General features: G+C 53.0%; 23 protein-coding genes and 1 pseudogene. 4 read left to right on the top strand and 20 right to left on the bottom strand.

Features of this window, described 5'->3' with window-relative positions:
* Positions 1-244: 244 nt before the first annotated feature.
* From PGL01S_RS06725 to PGL01S_RS06665, 13 genes are all read right to left on the bottom strand, one after another.
* A complete protein-coding gene (locus tag PGL01S_RS06725; RefSeq protein WP_127492750.1) occupies positions 245-922 on the bottom strand; it encodes an ABC transporter ATP-binding protein in 678 nt (225 codons plus the stop codon).
* The gene (locus PGL01S_RS06720) at positions 919-2,031 is read right to left on the bottom strand and encodes an ABC transporter permease (protein WP_127492748.1); all 1,113 of its coding nucleotides are present in this window, start codon (positions 2,029-2,031) and stop codon (positions 919-921) included. The genes PGL01S_RS06725 and PGL01S_RS06720 overlap by 4 nt, the downstream gene beginning before the upstream one ends.
* 65 nt (positions 2,032-2,096) lie before the next feature.
* The gene (locus PGL01S_RS06715; RefSeq protein WP_127492746.1) at positions 2,097-3,476 is read right to left on the bottom strand and encodes a sensor histidine kinase; all 1,380 of its coding nucleotides are present in this window, start codon (positions 3,474-3,476) and stop codon (positions 2,097-2,099) included.
* Positions 3,473-4,150, bottom strand: coding sequence for a response regulator transcription factor (locus PGL01S_RS06710; protein ID WP_127492744.1), 678 nt, complete (start codon positions 4,148-4,150; stop codon positions 3,473-3,475). The genes PGL01S_RS06715 and PGL01S_RS06710 overlap by 4 nt, the downstream gene beginning before the upstream one ends.
* Before the next feature lie 149 nt (positions 4,151-4,299).
* A complete protein-coding gene (locus tag PGL01S_RS06705) occupies positions 4,300-4,692 on the bottom strand; it encodes a 4Fe-4S dicluster domain-containing protein (protein WP_127492742.1) in 393 nt (130 codons plus the stop codon).
* Positions 4,689-6,323 carry an FAD-dependent oxidoreductase gene (locus PGL01S_RS06700; RefSeq protein WP_127492740.1) on the bottom strand — a complete coding sequence of 545 codons (1,635 nt, stop codon included), beginning with the start codon at positions 6,321-6,323 and terminating at the stop codon, positions 4,689-4,691. The genes PGL01S_RS06705 and PGL01S_RS06700 overlap by 4 nt, the downstream gene beginning before the upstream one ends.
* A 60-nt stretch (positions 6,324-6,383) precedes the next feature.
* Positions 6,384-7,181, bottom strand: coding sequence for an alpha/beta hydrolase family protein (locus PGL01S_RS06695; RefSeq protein WP_127492738.1), 798 nt, complete (start codon positions 7,179-7,181; stop codon positions 6,384-6,386).
* Between the two features lie 31 nt (positions 7,182-7,212).
* Positions 7,213-8,286, bottom strand: a complete 1,074-nt coding sequence (locus tag PGL01S_RS06690; RefSeq protein WP_127492736.1) for an ABC transporter substrate-binding protein — start codon at positions 8,284-8,286, stop codon at positions 7,213-7,215.
* A 38-nt stretch (positions 8,287-8,324) separates the two neighbouring features.
* Positions 8,325-8,657 (bottom strand): 4Fe-4S dicluster domain-containing protein, encoded by a 333-nt coding sequence (locus tag PGL01S_RS06685; protein WP_127492734.1) that lies wholly within the window; start codon positions 8,655-8,657, stop codon positions 8,325-8,327.
* Positions 8,654-10,273: an FAD-dependent oxidoreductase gene (locus tag PGL01S_RS06680; RefSeq protein ID WP_127492731.1), complete on the bottom strand. Its 1,620-nt coding sequence runs from the start codon at positions 10,271-10,273 to the stop codon at positions 8,654-8,656. The genes PGL01S_RS06685 and PGL01S_RS06680 overlap by 4 nt, the downstream gene beginning before the upstream one ends.
* 96 nt (positions 10,274-10,369) lie before the next feature.
* Positions 10,370-11,260, bottom strand: coding sequence for an ABC transporter permease (locus tag PGL01S_RS06675; RefSeq protein WP_127492729.1), 891 nt, complete (start codon positions 11,258-11,260; stop codon positions 10,370-10,372).
* Between the two features lie 18 nt (positions 11,261-11,278).
* Positions 11,279-12,076, bottom strand: a complete 798-nt coding sequence (locus PGL01S_RS06670; protein WP_127492727.1) for an ABC transporter permease — start codon at positions 12,074-12,076, stop codon at positions 11,279-11,281.
* A gap of 220 nt (positions 12,077-12,296) precedes the next feature.
* A complete protein-coding gene (locus PGL01S_RS06665; protein ID WP_127492725.1) occupies positions 12,297-13,748 on the bottom strand; it encodes an MDR family MFS transporter in 1,452 nt (483 codons plus the stop codon).
* A 178-nt stretch (positions 13,749-13,926) separates the two neighbouring features.
* On the opposite strand from PGL01S_RS06665, the gene PGL01S_RS06660 reads away from it, so the two are divergent.
* Positions 13,927-14,613 (top strand): TetR/AcrR family transcriptional regulator, encoded by a 687-nt coding sequence (locus tag PGL01S_RS06660; RefSeq protein WP_127492723.1) that lies wholly within the window; start codon positions 13,927-13,929, stop codon positions 14,611-14,613.
* Positions 14,614-14,688: 75 nt separating this feature from the next.
* Here the strand turns inward: PGL01S_RS06660 and PGL01S_RS06655 are convergent, their stop codons facing one another.
* The 3 genes from PGL01S_RS06655 to PGL01S_RS06645 all read right to left on the bottom strand — a co-directional run bounded on the left by PGL01S_RS06655 (position 14,689) and on the right by PGL01S_RS06645 (position 16,493).
* A complete protein-coding gene (locus PGL01S_RS06655; protein ID WP_127492720.1) occupies positions 14,689-15,369 on the bottom strand; it encodes an SdpI family protein in 681 nt (226 codons plus the stop codon).
* 7 nt (positions 15,370-15,376) lie between these two features.
* Entirely contained in the window at positions 15,377-15,643 is a 267-nt protein-coding gene (locus PGL01S_RS06650; protein WP_015847019.1) for an autorepressor SdpR family transcription factor, read from the bottom strand.
* A 157-nt stretch (positions 15,644-15,800) separates the two neighbouring features.
* Entirely contained in the window at positions 15,801-16,493 is a 693-nt protein-coding gene (locus tag PGL01S_RS06645) for a TetR/AcrR family transcriptional regulator (protein ID WP_127492718.1), read from the bottom strand.
* Positions 16,494-16,627: 134 nt separating this feature from the next.
* Here PGL01S_RS06645 and PGL01S_RS06640 point away from each other — a divergent pair.
* Positions 16,628-17,981: pseudogene (locus PGL01S_RS06640) on the top strand (MATE family efflux transporter).
* Positions 17,982-18,058: 77 nt separating this feature from the next.
* On the opposite strand, the gene PGL01S_RS06635 reads toward PGL01S_RS06640, so the two are convergent.
* From PGL01S_RS06635 to PGL01S_RS06620, 4 genes are read right to left on the bottom strand one after another with little or no spacing between them, the layout of a single operon-like run.
* The gene (locus PGL01S_RS06635) at positions 18,059-18,826 is read right to left on the bottom strand and encodes an ABC transporter permease (protein WP_127492716.1); all 768 of its coding nucleotides are present in this window, start codon (positions 18,824-18,826) and stop codon (positions 18,059-18,061) included.
* A complete protein-coding gene (locus PGL01S_RS06630) occupies positions 18,827-19,588 on the bottom strand; it encodes an ABC transporter ATP-binding protein (RefSeq protein WP_127492714.1) in 762 nt (253 codons plus the stop codon).
* A gap of 56 nt (positions 19,589-19,644) precedes the next feature.
* Entirely contained in the window at positions 19,645-20,514 is an 870-nt protein-coding gene (locus PGL01S_RS06625) for a pentapeptide repeat-containing protein (protein ID WP_127492712.1), read from the bottom strand.
* A 13-nt stretch (positions 20,515-20,527) separates the two neighbouring features.
* Entirely contained in the window at positions 20,528-20,857 is a 330-nt protein-coding gene (locus tag PGL01S_RS06620) for a PadR family transcriptional regulator (protein ID WP_127492710.1), read from the bottom strand.
* 265 nt (positions 20,858-21,122) lie between these two features.
* Between PGL01S_RS06620 and PGL01S_RS06615 the strand changes: the two genes are divergently transcribed.
* Positions 21,123-22,409, top strand: a complete 1,287-nt coding sequence (locus tag PGL01S_RS06615; RefSeq protein WP_127492708.1) for a galactokinase — start codon at positions 21,123-21,125, stop codon at positions 22,407-22,409.
* A gap of 76 nt (positions 22,410-22,485) precedes the next feature.
* A complete protein-coding gene (locus PGL01S_RS06610) occupies positions 22,486-22,890 on the top strand; it encodes a VOC family protein (RefSeq protein WP_127492706.1) in 405 nt (134 codons plus the stop codon).
* Positions 22,891-22,955: the final 65 nt, after the last annotated feature.

Genomic DNA, 22,955 nt, shown 5'->3' with positions numbered 1-22,955 from the left:
TTTTTCTACATTGGATTCACTACAGTAGAAAGAGGCAAAAATGAGACTGCGCCTTAGCTACGTTGGATTGGCTCCAGTAAAATCACCGTAATTAAGCGAAATGTTCTGGAACGAGCCTATTTTCCTGCATAGATTCCAACGTAGCACATGTTCCTAAGCGAAACCAGCGCATTTTACTGGATGAATTCCAACGTAGCCCACTTGGTCAGCGCGCAGCAAAAGGACAATAAACTCGGACAATAAACTAATGCGCAACCAAACGCCCTTCCTCCAGATACAAAACGCGGTCGCATAACGGAAGAACCCGTTCATCGTGAGTCACCATAATAGCGGCTTTGCCCTGCTCCTTAGCCTCGCCCGCGATCATACGCACAACATCCATCCCGCGGCTTGCGTCAAGGCTTGCCGTTGGTTCGTCCGCAAGCAGAACGGCCGGATCATTCATGAGCGCTCTCGCGATTGCGACGCGCTGGCGCTCTCCCCCGGACAGCTTCTCCGGATAGGAGCTGCGGCGATGGGTCAAGCCCAGCTTCTGAAGCAGCTCCCTCGCCCTGCCCGTTGCCTGCTTTTTGTCCACGCCTCCCTGCTTCGCCACAAATAACAGCTGCTCCTCCACTTTCAAATAAGGAATCAGATTAGCGCTTTGAAAAATAAATCCGAGCTTATGAAGCCTCATGTCCGACAGCTCCTGATGAGCTTTGCCGATGACCGATTGCCCGTCAACCAGCACATCGCCGCTTGTTGGCTCGAGAAGCGCTCCCGCAATGGAAAGGAACGTGCTTTTCCCGGAGCCGGACGGCCCCATCACGGCTACAAGCTCACCTTCCGCAACGCTTACATTCAGATTATCCAGGACGACGCGCCGCATGCCGCCATCCTCGAACGAATGCGTTATATTTTGCAAAACGATCCGATGTCTCATGCTGCCGTCCTCCCTATCGCATCCAAGGCGTTTATTCGGCTCACTTTCCATACGGATAGCAGGGAGCCTGCCAGCGACATGGCCAGAAAAGCTCCGCTTGTAAGAGCAAGCGTAGAGGCGGGAAGCTGAAACGGCATGCCGCTAGGCAATACCGATTCCAACGCTTGAACCAGTAGCACGCTGATAGTCAAGCTTCCGAGGCATAAGAGCAGCACCTGCAAAGCCACGCTGCCGGCAAGGTAAGAGGCGCGTGTACCGATCGCCTTCAGAATACCGAATTGGCTGCTCTTTTGAATCGTAATGACATAAAAGAATACCGCCAGGACAAAAGCCGAAATGACAAATAGGAACACAATCATCATCATTAACGAACCCTGCTCTTCCTTATAGCCGGGGATGGCCGAGACTGCTTCCGATTTCGTCACGATTTCGTTATCCGGCAAGGCTGCGGCAAGGCGCTCGGCCTGCTGCTTGCCGGCCTTAACCGCTATGGCACTGTAGGTGGTGTCGGTTGGCATTCCGCTCCTAGCCGCCGCCACCTGCTGAAGCTGCCTCCAGTCATGCTCGCTTAGAAATACGGCGGGGGAATGACTGAATGATTCCCGGTCAACAAACCCGGCAACCGTCCATTTCATGCCGGAGGCCTGATCAACGAGCGTTGAACCGATGCGCACTCCCGAGTCCTTTAACTTGCTGTCGACAAGCACGGAACCAACACCGGCTTCTTCAAGAGAACTCCCCTGGGCGGCCGGCGGCGTAAGCCAGCCTTCCGGCTCCACGGCAAGCAGCGTCACATCAAGCTTATACTCTTCCAAGGTTACCGTAGTCATCCGAACGCCAAGCGGCTGCGCGTTGTTCTCGCCGGCGATTGACTTGGCCTGTTCAAGAGCCTCCGCTCCAACCTGAGAGCGGGTAAACCGGTGGTTGGAATCCTTCTCCATTAAAAAATGCGTAGCTTCCATATTTTCTATCGATGCCGCGTTGTCGTAAGCGAGTCCCCGCGCAAGTCCCGTAACAAACAGGACCAGAAAAGAGACCAGCAGCATAATCGTTGCGATAAGCGTATAGCGGACCTTTGAAAACCTCATTTCCCGTATAGCCAAATACATGTTGCTTCCCTCCCTTTGATAGCTCAAGTGTAGGAAGCGAAAATGAACGGCGCGTGAACGAATCATTACAAATTGGGAAGTCTAACGGTAATACTAGTGCCCGCTCCGGGCGAGCTTGCGGCTTCGATTTCCCCGCCGTGCAGCTGCACGATCTTTTTCACGATAGCTAGTCCAAGGCCCGTCCGCCCCGAAGTCCGCTCGCGTGCACGGTCAACCCGGTAAAACCGGTCAAAAAGAAAAGGAAGATGCTCGGGCGGAATGCCGTCCCCTGTATCCGAGACCGACACAACGATATGGGACAATGTCTTTTCCGCGTAAACCTCGATGCTTCTCCCGGGCGGAATATAGTTGATGGCATTGCCAAGCAGATTCATCCACACCTGCTGCAGCAGCACTTCATCGCCATAAAGCGTAATCGAATCGGGAACGGACAGCTTAAGCAGCAAATCCTTCTCCTCCAGCTGCCACTGCAGAACTTGAACGGCTTGGCGAATGTGTTTATAGAGGGAAAAATGCTTTTTGTTCAAAGCCTCTTCGCCCTGCTCAAGCGAAGAAAGAAGCAGCAGCTGCTTGCTGAGAATAGAGAGATGGCGGCTTTCCGCTTCGATAATATCGGCGTAATGCCTGCGTTCCTCGCTCGGAAGCTCTTGCTCCCTTAACACGGCGGCAAACCCCTGAATCGAAGTAAGCGGCGATTGAATTTCATGCGACACATTCGAGACGAACTGCTGGCGGGTCTGATCCACGCGCTCGAGCTCCTTGCTCATCGTCATGAAATGTTCGGCAAGCTGACCGATTTCATCGCGTCTTCTCGTGGGCAGACGAAGGTTGTAATTGCCTTGCGCGATACGCTTGGTCGCCTCCGTTAGCCTTGTAATCGGCTTGACCAAATAGCGGGTACTGATCAGGAACAAGAGAATGCTGATGAGTACCGTATACAAGCCGACCAGGGCAAAAAAGGTGCGAAGCTCGCCAAATTGCAATAGAACGTCCGGCCGCATGAACAAGGCATAACTTTTCCCCGAAGACTGCACAAGCACGCCTACCGTATTGCTTAGCCGGTTATCGAAAAACCCGGTAATAAACGGTTTGTTCGGGAACTGTGCCACCCCGTGGTAAACCTCTCCGCCGAGCACGAGAGCAACGGCCCGTTGATCGAGATCCTGCTCGCGAAAGCTTCTGCCGTAAAAATGACTTTCTCCTTGACCGTCCGTCAAGTAAATCTCGTAACCAAGCGAAGCCGCGTTTTGCAAATAACGCTCCATCCCGGCAGGCTCCGTCTCGATAAAGCTTTTCATCTGCAGGGCAATCCCCACCAGCTTCTCATCGTTGAAAGACTTCAGCTTCATATGGTAATAAAGGTTGGACACCAGAAACCCGATTACGCTGCTGACCAGTATGACGGCCACGGTGATCAGAAAAACCCGGAAGTACAGAGATTTCATTTCCCCTTCACCTCAACCTTGTACCCGATCCCCCGTACCGTCTGGATGGTAAAATCTTCGGCGTAATCGGCAAAGCGCTGGCGGAGCCGCTTGATATGCACGTCTACGGTCCGGTCATCCCCTTCGAAATCCGCCGCCCACACGAGTCGAATCAGCTCCTCGCGGGAAAACAGCCGTCCCGGGTATTGAGCAAGCTGGGCGAGAAGCTCGAATTCCTTCATCGGCAGCAGCAGTACCGATTGGCCGTCGGTGACCTCTACATTTTTGCGGTCAATCGTGATGCGGTTCATACGGATGATATCATGGGATACCTGATTATAACGGCGGAACAGCGCTTTAACCCGGAACAGCAGCTCCTCCGGTTCAAAAGGCTTGGTCACGTAATCATCGGTTCCCCTTAGATAGCCCTGCTCTTTATCGGACAGCTGATCCTTGGCCGTCAGCATAATAATCGGGATATCATAACGCTCCCGGATGTACTCGCATAGCTCAAATCCGTCTATCCGCGGCATCATGACATCAATAATGGCAAGGTTTATCTGCTCCCGCCGCATGACCTCCACCGCCTCGGCCCCATCCTGCGCTTCAAACACCTGATAGCCTTCGCGGGTCATCACGAAACGGACAAGCGCTCTAATATTCGGATCGTCGTCAGCCAGGAGCAAATGATACATCCTAGCAACCTCCTGTCCTATTCCAGTATTTTTCGTTGATAGCATAGCACATTACCGGGCAAACACAAACAGGACCTGACTTTAACCAGCCAAGCAAAAAAAACAAGTTCCAGGGCATCAAGGCTCCCCTGGAACTTGCTCTATTCCTTTTATTCCGGTCGTTTGACTCCGCCCCGAACAACTTCCGATACGCCTTGCGGACGGACCGTACGGGGAGGCAGGATCCTGTCGATAAACGGCGTTGTATCAATCGCCGCAATTCTCGTACGTCCCGGCCCCCAGCCGATAATGGCCCGCCAGCTGCCCAGCACGCCTTGCTCGGCCAGCTCCTGTTCGTTCACTTCCACGGTCTGCTCGGCATAGGGCGAGACATACAGCGCATCCGCCGGGCAATATACTTCGCAGATAAAGCAGGTCTGACAGTCGCTTTGCCGCGCAATGACGGGGATGCCGTCCTCGCCTTTATCGAATACATTGGTCGGGCATACCTTCACGCAGATATTGCAGGAAATACACCGTTCCTCGCTGACTAATTCAATCATCCCGCCTGCACCCCCTCGGGAGCAGCCGCAGCCTCGGTTGGCAACACGTCGTTGCCTGATTCAGGCACCTTCTCCGCCCCTACTTGAATCTCCTCGAGCCCCGAGACGAGCAGCCGGTACTGCTGCTCGTCGTCTTGACCAGGGTATTCCGCCAGCACATGCAGACCGCCGCTTCGGGATTCCTTGCGCGACAACGCTGCCGTATACATCCACCTTGCAGTTGCCGTCATCGCCGCGGTCTCGCGGGCCCGTACCTGTTCCAGCATATTTTGCGGCGCTTGATCATTCACCCGCTTCCATACCTCATCCAGCTGGCGCAAAGCCAGCTTCAGCCCCCGTTCGGTGCGGAAATAATTAATGTCGAGCGGAAGAACCTGACTCTGAATATCCTTGATCAGCTCCTGCGAAGACACGACGGAAGAAGCCGGGGCTGTGCCAAGCCCGTAGCGCCCGGCCGGCTTCAATTCGCGTTCCGCCGCGCTGCTCCGGTGAGACAAGGCATAAGCCGCTGCGCCTTTGCCCGCCCAGGTTCCCGAACAGATCGCCCATGAAGCGTTAAAGGCGCCTCCGCCGGATGCCGAACCGGTAATACGCTCGCGAGTTGCCGCATCCCCTGCTGCGAACAATCCTCCTACCGTTGTGCTGCAGTCATCGCCAACAATCCGGATGCCGCCCGTGCCTCTAACCGTCCCTTCATAACGCAGCGTGAGCGGGAAAGGCTCGTTAAACACGTCAATTCCCGCGCGGTCATACGGCAGGAAGAAGATCGCATGGGATTTTCTTAAGAAGGCCTGCTTCTCCGGCGTATCCGCCTTGTTCATGATGGCATACACGGGTCCCTTGAGCAGAGCCTCCGCCAGAAAATCTCCCTGCCGCCCCGCAACGATTTCTTGACCGGTATGATCGTAATACGTTGCCCATCCAAGCAGTCTTGAGCGGGTATTGGAGCCAAAAGCCGGGGACGGAGCATACTTGCGGGTAAATTCCATCCCAGACAGCTCTACGCCAAGCTCGCCGGCCATTAAGTAACCGTCGCCGGTCAATACATTGCAGCCTAGGCCATTGCTTAGAAAAGCGCAGCCGCCCGTTGCGATAACAACGGCATTCGCGCGTACCTCCCAGGTCTGATTATCCTGCCGGGACACGCCGCGTGCGCCGCCAACGCCAAACTCGTCAACCAGCAGCTCGAGAGCCGGCGACTGGTCGAGCACTTTGACGCCGGCACGCTTCACAACCTTGCGCATTATCGACATGTATTCCGGACCGTGCAGATGATCCCGCATCGGAGTACCGTTCTCGTCGCGAACGAACGGATAGCCCCACTGCTCGATCAGCTCCATGTTGGTATATACCTGGTCAAGCACCCGGTGAATCCATGACGGCTCCGCCAAATACCCGCCCTGCTTCATTCGCTCTTCCACGGCACGCTTTCTCATTTCTTCGTCAGGCGGCAAATAAAGCAGATTCGTGCCTCCCGGAGCCGTTGCACCGCTGCTGCCAAGGAAACCCTTGTCTGCCAGTACGACCTTGGCGCCGTTAGCGGCCGCGCTCCAAGCCGCCCAAGCTCCGGCTGGACCGCCGCCAATCACAAGCACATCCGCGGTCAGCCGCCGCTCTGCTGAATCACTCATCTTTCTTCCTCCTTATCCCATGAAAAGAGGCACTTGAATTTCTTCAAGCGCCTTTCTCACTTATAGCAGCTTCTCTGCGAAAAAGTTAATCGTCGCCTGCAACGCCGTTTGCAGCTGTGCGTTTGCGCCTCCATACGGATGTACCGTATTAAAGGTATGGTCGGCTCCTTGCACCCGCACATATTGCTGATGCGGAGCTTCTTCTTGGAAATAGCGCAGCTGCTCCAGCAGCGGCTCCCGGTCCAGATCTCCCTGCACAATCAAGGCAGGAAGCTGCAGACCGGTAAAAGCTTCGCGAATGTTGAAGCGCGCTTCGTTCCTCTGCCAATCCTCCTGGACCGTCAGATCCAGCAGGCTCACCGTTTCGCCGGCCGGCAGGTGGCGAGATGGGGGAGGTCCTCCGTTCCACACCGCCAATGCCGCTATTTGTTCCGGCTTCTCGCTGGCCGTCAAGATGCTGCTTCCGCCTGCTCTGCTGTGGCCAAGCAGCCCGACCTTTGTCCGGTCGGCCGCTTGAGGCTGCGGCAAATCGCCGTTCAATACCGCTCGAAGCACCGTCTCCAAATCTTCAAGCTCCTGGGAGAAGGTTGATGCGGCTGCAATCGACGCTTCCTCCAAGCCGTCTTCCCTGGCAGCAATACGAGAGAAATTGTAGCTGACCGCATAGAAGCCCTCTTCAGCCAAACGGCTCGTCACATCCGGCCAGAATGCCCAGTCCTTATACCCTCTAAAGCCATGACTTACGATAATAACCGGATGCGGCTTGCCGTCATCCAAGGTTTTCACTTCGCCCTGCAAACGGATGCCCTTGCTTGAATACAACGTAAAGGACTGAACGGTCAGCGTATCTTTTCCCATATAACAATTCCTCTCCTATCCGATCAATCGGTTACTTCACTTCCCAATCCTCGATCTTATAATCCTTTTTCGCCAGCCCTTCCTCTACAAGGAAGTCCTTCGTCCCCGTAATCCGCGTAATCCCTTCCGCCGGGAACGGCTCAACTGTAATATCGCTGATCGGGCTTACCTTCTTCGCCAGGTCTACGGTCGTTTTGTTCAGATCAGCAATAAACTGGTAATATTCATCTTCATGTTGCTTTAAATCTTCCAGCGCTTTTTGACGAGCTTCGTTCCACACTTTAGGGAAATCCGGGAATTTCTTCAGGTAGCTCTCCGATACAACCGTTACGCCCGTGCCATGCAGCTCCGGATGCTTGGTGGAATCGTCGATCAGCGTATACCCTTGGCCAAGCAGCTTCTGCGCGGTATAACCCGTGTTGGTCATCGCATCCACGTCGCCTTTAGCAAGCGCTGCTTGAGCGTCCGGGATAAGCATATGGACAAGCTTGTAGTCCGTCACGCCGGCTTGCTTCAGCAGACCAACAACGTAACGGTGCATGTAGGAGCCCTTTTGAATCGCAATCGTCTTGCCCTTCAGCTCTTCGACCGTCTTTGGTCCGTTTGGTCCCGAAATCAGGTAACCGATATTGGTAATCGTCGTTTGATTGATCAGTCTAGTCTTTGCCCCGGAAGCAGCCGCAATAATGGCCGGAGTATCGCCCAAGCCGCCAAAATCAAGACGTCCGCTGATCAGCGATTCCGTCTGGTCAGGACCGTTCGGGAAACCCGTCAGCTTCACTTCCTCGATGCCGTATTTTTTCAATTCCGCTTGAATGATGCCTTTATAAAAGCCCCAGCCTTCCGCTCCGCCGGGAAGATTCTTATCATTGCTTCCGATGTAACCATAGTTGAGAACGGCCGGCACTTTGCTGTCCTTGTCCGCGGCGGCTGCCGTCTCCGTTCCCGTTGACGCGCTGGCGCCGGCATTGGCGCTGTCCTTGGCGTTCCCATTCGAGCTATTGTTGGCTCCGCAAGCCTGCAGCCATACCGTCGCCATAATCAGCACCGCGATCAGCGCTAGTCTAACCGGTCCGCGTAATCCTCTTTGTTTTTCTCTGCTCATTTGAAACAGACCCCTCTCGGTAATGAAGTATGTGTTGGTTAAAACTTTGCAAACTTCGATAATTGGTACATATAATCATGCGATGCGACCGGCGTCCTGCCTTTGCCCCAGCCGACCTTCTCCCGGTATCCGCCAAGCAGACCCTGCCGCTCCGCTTCCTGCTCGGTAATGCCGATAAGCTGCTCCGAATCCGGCGCAACGTACAACGCGTCAACCGGGCAGTACAGCTCGCACATAAAGCAGGTCTGGCATTCGTCCTGCCTGGCGATGACGGGAATCCCGTCATCGCCCCGGTCGAATACGTTCGTCGGGCATACCGATACGCATTGATTGCAGGATACGCACCGGCTCTCGCTGACAACCTCAATCATGGTGCAATAACCTCCTTCTCGGTACGCGCTTCTTCATGGACGGCTTCCGGCTTCACCCACACTTGATCCAGCCCGCCACTAATGAGCCGGTAATGCTGGCCGGCATCCTGCGTTGGGAAATCCTCGCGTTTGTGCATGCCTCGGGTCTCCGTCCGGGCAAGCGCGGAATTGTACATCCATCTTGCGGTTGCGGTCATGGCCTGCGCTTCGCGTGCTTTCACCCCGCCTGCCGAACGCTCCACCGCCTGATTCCGCTGATCCTTCCACAGTCCGTCAAGCCGCTGCAGCGAGCCCTTCAGCCCTTGCTCCGTACGGAACAAGTTGCGGTCGTACGGCGCTACTTCCTCTTGCACGGCGCGGACAATCTCCTCCGTCTTCCTCGGAGACGCTGCAGCCGAGCTTGTAATAACGGAAGTGGAAGCACTCTGCAGCTTGCGGCCCGCCGCATGCTCGCCAAGCTTTTTCGCATAAGCGGCGGCGCCTTCCCCGGCAAAAGAACCCGAAGACATCGCCCATGCCGCATTATGACTGCCTCCGCCGGTAAAACCGCCGCAGATCAGCTCGCGTGTTGCCGCATCGCCCGCTGCGTAGAGGCCAGGCACCGAAGTGGCGCATGTCTCGTCGGTAATGCGGATACCACCAGTTCCGCGGACCGTGCCTTCCAGCCTCAGCGTTACCGGGAACAAATCGGTGAACGGATCAATTCCGCGGCGGTCGAACGGAAGGAAGAAGTTCGTCTGGTTCACCCGCAGCAGCGGCTTGATCTCCTCCGGAGCAAGATCCAGCTTGGCGTATACCTGTTGGCCTTCCAGCAGCTTGCGGGCGATAATAGAGCGGCCGCGCTTCGAACCCGCTCCCTCTACCGGCGTTCCGTCCTCATAATAGAAGGAGGCATAGGAGTAATAGGCGGTTTTCGTCACCGAGGAAAACGTCGGGCTAATCGCATAAGCGTTCGAGAATTCCATGCCCGACAGCTGGGCGCCCGTCTCCGCCGCTTGCAAGTAACCGTCGCCGGTCAGCACGTTGCAGCCAAGCGCCTTGCTTAAGAACGCGCAGCCGCCGGTTGCGATCACAACGGCTCCGGCATGCACGGTCCAGGCATCGCCCGTTTGCGTTTGCACGCCGGACGCGCCGCCAACGCCGTGTTCGTCCACAAGCAGCTCGAGAGCGGGACTATGATCCAAAATTTTGACGCCCGCTTTTTTCACCAGCTTGCGCATCAGACGCATATACTCGGGGCCTTGGAGTCCCCGCTTGTGAAGCTCGCCGTCATCATCCTTCGGAAAAGGATATCCGGCATGGCCAAGCCGGTTCATATTCTCGTACGTCCGGTCAAGCACCCGGTCCATCCAGCGGTGCTCGGCAAGCCGGCCGCCCATTTCGTAACGGCTGGCTTTCGCCTCCTCGCGCAGCCGATCCTCCGGCTTCACATACCAGACGCCGGTGCCCGAAGGTGCCGTCGCTCCGCTTGAGCCGCAATAGCCTTTGTCAGCCAGAATAACCTTCGCGCCTTGCGAAGCCGCCGTAATGGCCGCCCATGTTCCCGCGGGCCCGCCTCCGATGACAAGAACATCCGCTTGCAATTGAATAGCACCGTTTGGCATTACTATCGACATTTCGTTTTTCCCCCTCGAATAATTAATTGAATATTTCGACTTTTTTTCGAGTAACAGCCGCTCCGGCGACAACAGCGCGGGAATGCCGTTTAAGCATTAGCCCTTATAGCTGTCGCGCCAGTTCAGCCAGCGAATCTCAACGCTCTTCATAACGGAATCAATGAGCTTGCCGATTACCGCGAATATAATAATGCCAACGAAAATAACGGAGGTTTCCGAGTTCTGTTTGGCCTCATTGATAAGGAAGCCAATGCCGGACCGGGAGCCAATCAGCTCCGCAACGACAAGCCCAATCCAGGATACCGCAAGAGAGATCCGCACCCCGATCAGAATATCGGGAAGCGCAGCCGGAAGGATCAGCCGGGTCAGCCGCTTGAGCGGACTGAAGCCCAGAATGCGCGACACTTCGAACAGCTTATTGTCCACATTGCGGATGCCGAGGAACGTGTTGATATAGAGCGGGAAAAACGAGCCGGATACGATAATGGCGATTTTGGACGTTTCCCCGAAGCCAAACCACAGGATAATAAGCGGAGCAATGGCGAGATGCGGGACAAGCCGTAACACTTGAATGCTTGGATCAAGCAGGTATTGGGCTTTCCGGAACAGCCCTGTCAATAAGCCGAACAGGAGTCCCGCTGCCCCTCCGATCAGGAAGCCTAGTCCGGCCCGCCCCATGCTGACGAGCAGATGATGGAGAAGATTTTCCGAGGTGGCCAGCGTCCCAAATGCTTGAAGAATCGAAGCCGGCGACGGCATAAACATAGGCGAGATATACCCGGCCGAAGCAGCGATCTGCCACAAAGCAAGAAGCGCGGCCGGAATCGCCGCCCCTATCGCGATGTCTTTCAGGACGGCTGCCGCAAGCTTGGTTGACCAGCGCCGCTTACGCTTTGCAGCTCCTTTTTCAGCGGTTCTCTCCCCTCCGGCCAGCCCCGCTTCCGGTGCCGCTTGAGGAGAAACAATCGCGTCAAGTGAATTGCTCATGATTTCCTTGCCTCCCTTCTAGCCGTTGTAACGGTCCTTCCATCTGAGCAGCCGGCGCTCGATCAAGGCGAGCAGCGTGTCGGTGAACAGCCCAAGAGCGGCGAAAATAAAGATTCCTACGAAGACCACCGGGGTATCCGCAAACTGCCGGGCATCCGACATCATGTAACCAATTCCGGAGGTTGAAGCAATCAGCTCCGCAACGACGAGGCCTAGCCAGGATAACCCGATCGACAAGCGTGCGCCCAGGATAATATTAGGAAGAGCCGCCGGCAGGATCAGCCTTGTAATCTGCTTAAAGCGGCTGAAGCCCAGTACTCTTGCCACTTCGAACAGCTTATTGTCCACATTGCGGATTCCGAGAAACGTATTGATGTACAGCGGGAAAAAGGCGCTTTTGGCAATCAGCAGCACTTTAGATTCCTCGCCAATGCCGAACCATAAAATAAACAGCGGCACAACGGCAAGGCTTGGGATCATCCGGATCATCTGAATCGTGGGATCAAGCAGCTTTTCCGTTCGTCGGAACAAGCCAACCGCAAGGCCAAACAGCAAGGCCAGCGAGCCGCCAAGCGCGAAACCAAGCAAAGCCCTCGTCACGCTAATCTGGATATTCGACCATAGGTCGCCTGACGATGCCAAGGAAACGCCGGCCTCCGCAATCGTATAAGGAGTCGGGAACAGCAGCTCCGAAATATAGCCGTAATGCCCAAGCACCTGCCATATGACCAGCAGCGTAACCGGAAATACAAGCGCAAGCCCCGTTAACGTCAGCTTGCCCGGCGTTTTCCCTGCCGCCGCAGCTTGACTGCTCATCTTGATCACCACTTTCCCCTAAAATAAAAAAGAGGCATCCTCATATAAAATAAGAGAATGCCTCCGTTAGAACGGTGGGACGTTTTATTAATTTCGTTAATTCCTATTGATTAACTGTGGTATAAGAGTAGCATGGGGATTTTACACTGTCAATACATCGCGGAAAATTCCTTAGATGCAAAAAAAGCATCACAGCCTTAATGGCCATGATGCTTTTTCATTAAGCTGCGGCTGCAGCGTTTTTGGAACGTTTCGCTTGTTTGCGGATGATAAGGGTGAACGGAATCGCGATAACCGCGATGTAAGTCGCAATCGTAAAGACGTCATTTACGCTAAGCGTAAAGGCGAACAGCGGAATGACCTTTGCGTTTTCCGTGCCGGCTTGCGTCAGATCGGACACATGCGTAATGGTATGGGAAGCGAGCAGCGACGTGAACAAGGCGATTGCAAAGGAGCCGCCTACGTTACGCACCCAGTTGGTTACCGAGGAGGCATGCCCCACCATTTGCGGCGGAATTTCTTCCATGCCGGCCGTGCTTGTTGCGGCAGCGGCAAACGATACGCCAAGGTTACGGACCGCCATCCAGAAAATGACGTAAAAATGCGAGCTGTCCGTATGCAGATGAGTCATCTCATAGCTGCCGAGAATAATAAGCACAAGCCCGCCGATCGTCATCCACTTGGCTCCGACGCGCGGATACAGCTTGCCGGCAATCGGCATCGCCAGCGCCATGACAAGAGACGACGGCAGCAGAATAAGCCCCGTGTCCATCGGCGTGATTTGCTGCACGTTTTGCAGGAATAACGGAACAAGCAGGGTGCCTGAATACAGGCTGATCGTAATAATCGTGTTGGCTACCAGCGTAATCGAGAAGCGGTAGTTGCCGAACACTCTCAGGTTAAGCAACGGATTCTGCGTTCTAAGCTCATGCCAGATAAAGAGCACCAGCATAACCGCTCCGAGACCAAACAAGCCAAGCACCTTTGCGGAATCCCAGCCCCATTGCCGCCCTTCGCTCAGGGCAAGCAGCAGCGCTACGCTGCTGAGCACAACGGTTGTAAGGCCAAGCTTATCCAGAACCTTAGCCGTTCCGATTCTAACATCCGGAATCATCGCGATAATAAACAGGATCGCCACGATGCCGATTGGCACGTTCATGAAGAAAATCCAGCGCCAGTCGAACTGCTGAATGAGCCAGCCGCTGAGCGTAGGGCCAAATGCCGGCGCAAGCATGCCGGACAAGCCCCAGATACTAACGGCAAACGGTTGTTTTTCCTTCGGAATGATCTGAAAAATAATGGTCATGGTCGCAGGCATAACAAGCCCCGTAAAGATGCCTTGGATAATCCGGAAGGCAATCAGCGAACCGGCATTCCAGGAAAAGCCGCACAATAAGGAGAAAATAACAAACCCGATCATGGCATACAGATAGACGTTCTTGTAGCCGAATTTATCCCCCAAATAACCCGACAACGGCGCGATCGTTCCCAAGGAAAGCATAAAGCCCGTCAAGGTCCACTGCACCGTGCTTAGGTCCGAGTGGAAATCCTGCATAAAGATCGTAAGCGCGACATTAATGGTGCTGATCCCGAGAATACTCAGGAAGGCGCCAAAAAATATGGCAATCATAATCGGCCAGAACCGGATATTCTGGCTGGATGATGTATTCATTTGTTCCTCTTCTCCTATCTCTTATGGCCAAATGGCCTACTGTAGAAATGATCATACTGCAAAAAGTAGCCAAAGTAAACTCATTTACATAAAATTAGTTTAGTTTGACTATTTCGTTCATTTCATTATCCGGCATAATCGTGTATACTCTTACATAGGAAGAGAGGTTGGAACCTTTATGGATACAACGGGTGAAACGCAAAGCTGCAGATATACCGATGAAACGACCAAAAACAAATATGTCGCCAAGCTGTTGCATCCCATAAAGTCAAACGGCTTTCAGGGACTTCGCATGGATGACATCGCCAAGGCGATGGATCTGTCCAAAGCGACATTATATAAATATTTTCCTTCCCGCGACGAGATCATTGAGCGGCTGACAGACCTTTACATTAAGTATGTAGTTTGCGATGAAGCAAAGCTGATGGAAGGAAGCCCCGAGGCTTATATCAAGGGCTTTCAGTCCACCTTCTCGCAGACGCTTATTATTGCGAACTACGGCACGGAGCCCTTTTTCCAGGATTTGCGCGAAATCTATCCGCAGCTGCTGGCCTCGATCGAAGTATCGATCAGTGACCGCAACGGGCGGCTTCGGGCGTTCTACGAACGGGGCATGGCCGAAGGGTATATGAACGATTTGAATGCGATGCTTATCATCCTGCAAGACGAGCTTATGTTCCAGAAGCTGCTCGATCCGCATTATTTGATGAGACACAATCTCACGCTTCGGGGCGCTATTTGGGATTACTACCAGATCAAGAAGCAGCAGCTATTCAAGCCAGACGTGCTTGCCCAGATTAACGATGAAGCGATGTCGGAGAAGGTGGATTCACTTGTTCGGAAAATTACGTACGGGGTCTCTTAAGCAGCAAATGCAGCAAACGAATAAAGGCAGCTATCGGATTCATCACCCGGCAGCTGCCTTTTAAATTTCCCTTATTTACGATTTCTTTTTCGATCCCGCATACAACAGATAAGAGTACAGATACGGGATAACGACGCTTAGTATCATGCTGACGATTAGAACCGCAATGAGCCACTTGGCCGATAGCAGGCATGCTCCTAGTAGCATCAGGATCCCCGCAATAAACCATAACCTTCCGCCCAGCCGATGCGTGCTGCGCCAGTTATTCTCATCCGTGATCGTCCACGGCGTCCGGATTCCCATAAAGAAATTGCTGCGAAGCTGCCCCATTCGGTTGCCGATGATCATCCACATAATGCCGAGGCCGCCAAACACGATATTGACGAAAGGCAGATCATAATCGAGATTTTGCAGCATCATCAGCACGAACACCCCGTGAATAAACAGGCTGATCGTCCACCGCATCAGCGTGTAGTACTCGCTGAACCGGGCATAGTTCTGACGGCGAGGATCGACATTTCGTACTACCGATAGAAACACTGGAAGCACGATGCCGATACCCGCGTACAAGAGCCACATGTTAGATTTGGCCATTGTGCCGTCCTGCTCGCCCTTGACATTGTAGTGACTGCCAACGACATCCGGCAGCTGATGGTTGAATACAAAAAACACGATACCGAAAATAACGGCATTAACGATGAGCAAAATCCAGTCCTGCTTGCCCCAGCGTATGGTCTGATTCGTTGTTTCGTTCATTTTACGTTCAGTCCCCTTTCGTTCCGAGTATGCCGAGGAACCAGCCCATTGCTTCCTGCACAACGGTCATGTTCAGCGAGTACACCCGGTTTTGTCCCTGTCGTTCTTCGGTCACCAGCTTGGCTTGCTTCAGCAAATTCAAATGATGGGAAATGCTTGGCTTGGAAATATTAAAATGGTCGGCGATTTGTCCGGCGGACAGATCCTGTTCCCTCAGCATTTGAAGAATCTGCCGTCTTGTCGGATCGGACAACGCCTTGAAAGCATCATTCAAGATTTACTCACTCCTCCCGAAGTAACTATTCGATATTTAGATAATATTCTAAATATCGAATAAAAGCAAGCAGGCTTACGCCCTTTTTTCAAGAAAATCTGCATGGGGTCAATCGAAAAACAGCCTGCCGCTGCGGCAGGCTGTCCATCCGTCCTCTTTAATGCGCCGTCTCCTGTTCTTTAATTACCTGCTCAATTCCCGACAGAATCAGCTTCAATCCGAACTCAAACGCTCCGTCCGTCCCCATTAACTCGAACAGTCCGGTTTTGAACATCCTCCGGAACAGTCCCGCATCCGCCTCGCTCATCGAGTCGAGAAGATGAAGCATCTCCCCGCTTGGCATCTCTCCCTGCTCCTTAAGAATAGCGGAGACATTGCGCTGATGCTCGTAATCGTCCAGAACGAAGTAGAAAACATAGTTCATAACCGTAAGAATAGCCTGTAATTTCTGCTCTTGGTCAAGCGGCGTCGATTCCACGCAGAGCAGCATGCGGTTGGTGAACCGGATGATGTCCGGCTCGTGGGGCAGCGTCATCATCATAAGCTGCGTCGAACAAGGGTAACGGCGGAGCACAATCCGTACCGTAACCGCAAGGCCTGCCAGCTGCTCCTTCCAGTCCCCTTCGGAGCGGAACTCCTCCAAAATCATTTTCGATACCTGGTTGGCCAGACGCTGATAAAGATTCTGCTTGCTCTTGAAGTACCAGTACAGAGAAGGAGCCTGAATGCCAAGCCGGTCGGCCAACCGCCTCATGCTAAACTTCTCGATCCCATCCTCCCCCAAAAGCTCCCATGAGGCATCCAGTATCTTATCCTCCGAAATCTGAGGCTGCTTCTGCTTCTTATTCATCCGTATCCGTCCTTTTATCTAACAGTGTAAGTTTGTTCTTTACAGGTTAATACGTTCATGATATCATCTAACACTGTAAGGTTCAATCTAACACCGTTAGGTAAACACAAAACATAAAGAAAGAAGTGATCCAGATGGATGCGCAAAACCTCCATTACTTTGAAAAAGCACCGGTCGCAAAAGCCGTAGCTCACTTCGCCATACCGATGATGCTGGGCACATCGATGAGTGTAATCTACTCCATCTTGAATGCCTACTTCCTCGGTACGTTTAACAATACCGCCATGTTAACCGCGCTTGCGTTAACCTTGCCCTTATTCGCGATTATAATGGCGCTGGGCAACTTGATCGGCATGGGCAGCGGCACCTTCATCTCCCGTTTGCTGGGAGAGAAACGATATGATGATGTCAAGCATGTCTCTTCCTTCGCGTTCTACAGCAGTTTAGTGCTTGGTCTTATCGTGATTGCGGTTGGCCTCCCGTTAATCGATCCTATCGTCCATGGCCTCGGGGCAACGCCCGAATCCTTCGGATTCACCAAGGACTATGTCACGATTATGCTTATCGGTTCGCCAATCGTTGTCTTATTCTTCACGCTGGAGAACATCGTACGCTCGGAGGGCGCGGCTATCACGTCGATGACCGGTATGATTCTAAGCGTTGTCGTCAATATTATTCTGGATGCTTTGGTCGTCTTCGTATTCCATTGGGACGTGATCGGCGTTGCGTCTGCCACGGTCGTTTCGAACTTGGTTGCGTGTGTGTTTTTTGCTTTCCATATGGGGAAAAAGAGCCAATTCCTAACGATCTCCATGAAATGGTTCAAGGCTACCAAAGAGATATATGGGCAATGTATTCAAAATCGGGGTTCCCGTTTTTATTATGAGTATTTTTCTGGGCGCCATGTCGCTTATCTTTAACCACTATCTGGTCGAGTACGGAGATCAGTCCGTAGCGGCTTACGGCATTTCATCCCGTTTATTGCAGTTTCCCGAATTCATTCTGATGGGCTTATGCGAAGGCGTCGTGCCGCTTATTGCTTTTACCTTCACGGCGAATAAATCGCGCATGAAGGAAACGATCGGATTTACGATCAAAACGATCGTGTCGTTAGCCGTCTTGTTCGGCATTATCGTCTATCTGATTTCCGACCATTTGATTGGTTTGTTTACGAACGATCCGCAGTTGATCGAAATGGGCAGTTACATTTTGCATGTAACCTTCTTATCCTTGTTCATCACCGGAATGACCACGTTGTTTACGGGGATCTTCCAAGCAACAGCGCAAGGAACCGCCGCATTTATTATGTCCATCATTCAAGGAGTTACGTTAATTCCCGTTCTCTATATCGCCAATCAAATGAACGGCTTCCACGGAGTCGTCTGGTCGCTTGTCATTGCGGATACCGTCGCGTTCCTCGTCGGAGCGATCATGCTGTACATTCTGCGGAATAAATTGCAGCCGGACTTGGAGAGCTTAGTCCAATAAGCTATTTAAAAAAGAATAAAAGGCAGGATCAGGGTGCTTCACCCCATCCTGCCTTTTTGCTTTTTTTGTATAGACGGTTACACCTTCTTTTTGTACACCCTCATTGCGAAAACATAAGCTACGAGCATAATTCCGACACACCAGGCAAGAGCGATCCAAATGTCGTTGTGTAAAGGCTGGCCTGCAAGCAAAGCACGGATGGATTCTACGATGGAGGTCACTGGCTGGTTTTCGGCAAACACGCGAACGACGGTTGGCATCGATTCGGTAGGCACAAATGCCGAACTGATAAAGGGCAGGAAGATGAGAGGATAGGAAAAGGCGCTGGCACCGTCAACCGTTTTTGCCGATAATCCGGCTATCGCGGCGACCCAAGTTAAAGCTAGCGTAAACAGAGCGAGGATACCGGCTACGGCAAGCCATGGCAGCACTCCCGCGGACGAGCGAAAGCCCATGATTAACGCGACTAGAATGATGACAGCCACCGAGATAGCATTGGATACGAGCGATGTTAAGACATGCCCCCAGAGCAAGGCGGAACGCGATATCGGCATCGTGTGAAACCGCTGGAATATCCCCTTCTGGACATCGGTGAACAACCGGAATGCCGTGTAAGCTATGCCGCTGGCAATCGCCATCAAGAGGATGCCTGGAAGCAGGTAATTCACGTAGTTATCCGTTCCGGTTTTTATGGCGCCGCCAAATACGTACACGAACAGCAGCATCATGGCGATTGGCGTAATGGTCACCGTAATGATGGTATCCATACTGCGGAAAATGTGGCGCATGGAACGCCCAAGCATAACGCTAATGTCGATGAAAAAATGCTTCTTAGCCGTTTCCATTTACATAGCCTCCTTTTTGCCGATAATCGAGAGGAAGATTTCCTCTAACGACGGTTGTTTCTCGATATACTCTACCTTTGTCGCAGGATACAGCTTTTTCAAATCCGATAGCGTGCCGCTGGCAATAATCCGGCCTTCGTGAAGAATGGCAATCCGGTCGGCCAACTGCTCCGCCTCCTCCAAATACTGCGTAGTCAGCAGGACTGTCGTTCCGCCGTCCGCCAGCTCCTTGACGACCTTCCACACCTCGATGCGGGCTTCGGGATCAAGTCCCGTCGTTGGCTCATCCAGAAAAATGATCTTTGGTTTGCCGACTAGGCTAAGCGCGATGTCGAGCCGGCGGCGCATCCCTCCGGAGTAAGTGGATGCTCTGCGGTCCGCAGCTTCCGTTAATCCGAAACGCTTCAACATGTCTTCCGCGACCTGGCGGGGATTTTTGAGATATCGCAGCTTGGCGATCATAATCAAGTTCTCGCGGCCGGTCAGGATTTCATCCACGGCGGCGAACTGTCCGGTCAAGCTGATCGCCTGACGCACCTCATCCTGCTGCGACGAGACATCAAATCCGTTAATGGCTGCGGTTCCTCCGTCCGGCGCGAGCAGCGTGGTGAGAATTTTCACTACCGTTGTCTTCCCTGCCCCGTTAGATCCGAGAAGAGCGAAGATGCTGCCCTGCTCTACCTCGAAATCCACACCCTTCAATACTTCGAGATGCTTGTAGGATTTCCGCAGACCTTTTACTTGAATAGACTTGGTTTGCATGGGGTAACCTCCTTAAAAAAGTATGTGAAGCCATTCTTGCTTGGTAAATCGCCTATTTAAACAACGGTCACTTTCGACAAATCGGCATCCATGCCTTTGAGGTGCGCGAAGGTTAATTTATCCATGGTTGCGCCGTCGAAGTTAACGGTTTTGATCATGCGATAGTACTTCTTCGTCAACGTAAAACCAGGCTGGAACGAGACGTTTTTAAACGTAGCGCCTTTGAACGAAGCTTCGGTTAAAGCCGCTTTTTCAAACTTGACGCCGATAAACGTCTGTCCGTCAAAGCATTGCTTTGTCAGATCGGAGTATTTGAAATCAACCCCGTCAAATAAACAGCCTTCGAATTTCGTTTTTCTAAGATCCGTCAGCGTTAACGTAACGTCGGTCAGCTTCGCCCCCGTAAATTTGACTCCGTCCAGCCCCGATTTACTGAAGTTGGTGCGCACAAGGGTCGACTTGTTGAAGCTGGCATTCGTCAGATCCAGCGCGATGAAGCTGCAGTCCGTCAGGTTCGCTCCGTCAAAATTCGCTTGGCGTACGTCGCTGCTCTTGAACGAGCTGCCGGTCAGATCGGCACCGGAGAAATCGGAGCCTTGCAGCGCGCTGCCTTTGAATTGTCCCTTATGTGCTTTAACGCCGGCAAAGTCGCTGTCCGCCAGGCTGCTGCCGTTAAAGTTGGTGATCACTTGACGCTCCAGCGAGCGGGAGAGGTTGGCGACCTCCAGAATCGTTTGCTCGATGTCGCCAATGCTCTCGATTGTCGTCTTAAACGCCGTTTCATCGTCCTTGCCCTCCGCTTTGAGCTCGTTGTAGCGCTCTTGCAAATCGGAAAGCAGGTCGGCCTTCAATTCGGTAACGCTTTTCACCCCGTCGTATGGGGTAAACACGCTGTTCAGATAATCGTTCAATTTCGGATTTGTCATGTCAAATCTCTCCTTATAATAGGTTTTCTAACACGCGTTTCGCATACTCCCAATTGCTTTTGTTGCGGGTATAAGTCTCCTTGCCCTTTTCGGTAATTCTAAAATATTTGCGACGTCCGCCCTGCGATTCATCGCCCCAGTACCACTCGATGTCGCCGTCGGCCTCCAGCCTCCGGAAGCTCGAGTACATGGTGGCTTCCTTTAGTTCATACTCGCCTTCCGAACGTTCGGCAATCAGCTTCACAATCTCGTAACCGTAACGGTCAGCTTCGGACAAGAGCCTTAAAACCATCGTATCCGTATGTCCTCTCAGCAGGTCGGATGTGATTTTGTTCTCGCTCATGTAATCACCTCCATATCTGCATAATAAGGCATACTACTGTGACTGTCAAGGTACTTTTATAAACAAAATACCTTGTCACTAATAATCGGGCACATGCCTAACAAAAAAACCGCGCAAATGCGTGGTTTCAGGGGGTAATCGTTATTTAGCTGTTGTCGGTTTAATCCTTCGCGTCCATGTTCCGCCTTTCTGTAAACGCTGCAATCCGATACAATGGACATGATAGCTTCTATTCAAACCGTCAGGACCAGGAGGAACTTTCAAGATGAACGAACAATTCGAACAGCTTTTTTATTCGGCTCAGGCAAAGCAGCTGCTGGAGCAGATGTACGGCAGCGAAGAGCGGGAGCAGCAGATCGACAGATACCGGAAATGCATGGAAGGATACGGCACGCAATTCGGCATCACGGAGTCCTTGAAGTACTTCAGTGCGCCGGGCCGTACAGAGATAGGCGGCAATCATACGGACCATAACCATGGAAAGGTGCTGGCGGCTAGTATTCAGTTAGATACGATCGCGGCAGCGGCAGCCGTGGATACCGGGGTCATTTCCGTTATATCCGAAGGTTATCCGGGCATTTCCGTTATCCATCTGGATAATCTGGAACCTCAGGAAGGCGAAGGCGGGACAGCTGCTTTAATCCGCGGTATCGCACACGGTTTCCGGCAGCACGGGTACCGAATCGGAGGATTTAATGCCAGCGTCAGCAGTAACGTTCTTCCGGCGTCGGGACTCAGCTCCTCCGCCTCTTTCGAGGTTCTGGTCTGCCAGATTCTAAGCACGCTGTATAACAACGGAGAGCTCGACGCGGTTATGATGTCGCGGATCGGCAAGCATGCCGAGAATCTGTATTGGAACAAGCCGTCGGGGATGCTTGACCAGATGGCCTGCTCGTACGGCGGTATGATTACCATCGACTTTAAAGAGCCGGCACAGCCTCGGATCGAGCGAATTCCGGGTACCTTTGAAGCAGCAGGCTACAGTCTTGTCATCGTCGGCACCGGCGGTAACCATGCCGACCTGACCAAGGACTATGCTTCCATTCCGAACGAAATGCGGGCGGTGGCGCAAGCCTTCGGCGTAGAGGTATGCCGCGATTTGACGGCAGAGATGATCTACGGACGTCTAGCGGAGCTCCGCGAAACCGCCGGGGATCGGGCAGTGCTGCGGGCGCTGCATTTCCTGGATGAAAACGACCGTGTCGGGAAGCAAGTAGAGGCCATTAAGTCAGGCGAGTGGCAAAACGTGCTGAAGCATATTACCGCCTCGGGCAATTCCTCTTGGAAATGGCTGCAGAACATTTACCAGGAATCGGTGTCCCGCGAGCAAGGCATAGCAATTACGCTCGCCATTACTGAGCGTTTCATCGAGCAGTTGGGAGACGGTGCCTGCCGTGTGCACGGCGGCGGCTTCGCAGGCGTTATTCTAGCCGTTCTGCCGCATGCGGCGGTAGACGAATACCGCGAACTTATCGCACGCACGACGGGCACGGAGCTATTCAAGATTCGCGTGCGCGAAATCGGAGCTGTCTGCTTGAATACGCTCTTGTAATTAAGAAAAAAACGCTACTGACATACAGTTGTCAGTAGCGTTTTTTTATACTCGAAATCAGAAAGGATGATCAAACATGAATTTTGCTTCCATACGCATCATTACCGACGACTTGGATCGTCTAGTCGAGTTTTATGAAAGAGTCATGGGCGTTTCGGCCGAACGTCCCGCGCCCGTCTTTGCGGAATTCGTTACGCCGCCTTTTACGCTGGCGATCGGACATTCGCAGACGGTGCAGCTGTTCGGCGCCGGTTCCGCAGTAGCCGCCAATAATCGCTCGGTCATTATCGAGCTTCGCGTCGACGACGTTGATGCCGAATACGAGCGCCTGAAGCCGTTCGTCGGCCAATGGGTAACGGAACCAACCACGATGCCGTGGGGCAACCGTGCCGCGCTGTTCCGCGATCCCGACGGCAACCTGATTAACCTCTTCGCGCCGGTAACCGAGGAAGCGATCAAACGGTTCAGCGGCAGAGGGTGAGGCTGAGGGACAGCCGGTCTTATCATAAGACCGGCTGTCTCCTATTGCAGGCTCTCCTCACCGAA

The organism is Paenibacillus glycanilyticus NBRC 16618 (assembly GCF_004000805.1).
Lineage (GTDB): Bacteria > Bacillota > Bacilli > Paenibacillales > Paenibacillaceae > Pristimantibacillus > Pristimantibacillus glycanilyticus.
The sequence above is the reverse complement of the archived record's forward strand: the minus strand, read 5'-3'. Positions and strand labels throughout refer to the sequence as shown.